This window comes from Streptomyces sp. NPDC017890 (genome assembly GCF_044328675.1).
GTDB lineage: Bacteria > Actinomycetota > Actinomycetes > Streptomycetales > Streptomycetaceae > Streptomyces.
Genome location: NZ_JBIRHU010000148.1, coordinates 1 through 1356, shown reverse-complemented (window position 1 = coordinate 1356; position 1356 = coordinate 1). Strand labels below are relative to the sequence as shown.

Below are 1356 nucleotides of genomic sequence, written 5' to 3'. Positions count from 1 at the left end.
GTCACGGTGATTTCGTCGATCCACATTCCGGCGCACACGGTGAACGGCGTGTCCGTGGTGATGTCGCTGCCGGTTGCTTTGGCCCTGTTGCCGAATGCCTCGGTCAGAGCTCGTCGTGCGGCTGCTTCGCTCTTGAGGCTGATGCGCTCGACATCACGGGTGCGTCCGTCCGCGTCGCGAAATCGGCCGCGTGCCCGCCACTTTGTCTTCGTCTTTCCATCCGCCGCGGTGTAGCTGAGTTCTTCGACGCGGATCTTCCCCCAGGTTCCGACGGCCAGCTGTGGCCTAACCACCGCTCTGTCGTTCGAGCTTGTGGCGGACGATGGCGCGGATCACGCGGTCGACGGTCTCTCGTTCGGTCGGGTCCATCAGCATTGCCTCTGCCGGCGGCTCGTAGGGTGTCGGTTCGTCCCAACTGAGGTTGAGCCAGGAGGCGACCACCTGTGGTCGCTTCTTGAGTGCGGTGGCGATTTGGGTGATCGTTTCCATGTCAGGTAATCGGGTTCGGCCTTTGATCAGATTCGAGATCGTCGTCGCGTGCACGCCGGCCTTTTCGGCCAACCTGTTCAGCGATGCGCGTCCCGTCTGAGGGGATACTGCGCCGACATTCTCCATTGCACTTGCCCACGGTTCCGGTACGTCCATAGCTGCCATGTCCACAATGATTCACTACTGGGTATTGGGTGCGCTAGTAGGGGTGTGGACACCGTGACCACAAATTACATGCTTGTAATTCCCTGAACAGCAGGTAAGCGGCATTTTGAAAAGCTGTCTTGTGGACAAGTGTGGACTAGATGTCTAGACTGATGTTAGATAGTAGATGGCTGTCCACAAGAAAACTACATTGGAACCGAGAGGGGAAACAGTGCACGCACTAGACGGAAGGTTGGATGTGAAACTCGAAAGTCGAGAGACGCTTATCCGGCTGATGAATCACTACAAATTCACCACCCGCAGTTTCGCTGAGGCTGTCAATACCGAACTGGCCCGGACTCATCGCGCGCTGCGCGGGGCGGGGGAGCCGATCACTACCTCCAAGACCGCAATCGGTTACCTCAGGTCGGGAGAGCGGCGCACGATCCGCATGGAGGTTGCGCAGGCAATCGAAGTCGTTTTGCGTCAGGACCCGGGTGTACTTTTTGTGCCCAAGGTGTCGCGTGTAGAGCGCGATACCAGACAGCTGGTCGCGTGAACAAAGAAAAATGCCCACCCCCACTGGCATGAGGGTGGGCGACATCGAAACCCGCTCGACACCCACGAAGAGGAGCTTTCAGATGCACAACAAGTCTAACCCGCAGTCCGTACAGCGAGGCGGTAGCCGAGATGAGTAGGGAGATTCGGCGCTTGCCCGTCGAC

3 protein-coding genes are annotated in these 1356 nt (G+C 58.5%); 1 reads left to right on the top strand and 2 read right to left on the bottom strand.

All coding sequences use genetic code 11. The features are described 5' to 3' along the window. Both ACH4F2_RS36135 and ACH4F2_RS36130 read right to left on the bottom strand, forming a co-directional pair. On the bottom strand, positions 1-293 hold a 293-nt coding region (locus ACH4F2_RS36135; RefSeq protein WP_398136820.1), incomplete at its 3' end, for a hypothetical protein. Then, the gene (locus tag ACH4F2_RS36130) at positions 286-654 is read right to left on the bottom strand and encodes a helix-turn-helix domain-containing protein (protein WP_353798891.1); all 369 of its coding nucleotides are present in this window, start codon (positions 652-654) and stop codon (positions 286-288) included. The genes ACH4F2_RS36130 and ACH4F2_RS36135, both read right to left, overlap by 8 nt. 238 nt (positions 655-892) lie before the next feature. Between ACH4F2_RS36130 and ACH4F2_RS36125 the strand changes: the two genes are divergently transcribed. After that, positions 893-1192, top strand: coding sequence for a hypothetical protein (locus tag ACH4F2_RS36125; RefSeq protein ID WP_147307769.1), 300 nt, complete (start codon positions 893-895; stop codon positions 1190-1192). The last annotated feature ends 164 nt before the right edge of the window (positions 1193-1356 follow it).

Excerpts from the sequence above, each read along its gene's own strand:
- ACH4F2_RS36130 (WP_353798891.1), bottom strand. The coding sequence starts at position 654 with ATGGCAGCTATGGACGTACCGGAACCGTGGGCAAGTGCAATGGAGAAT.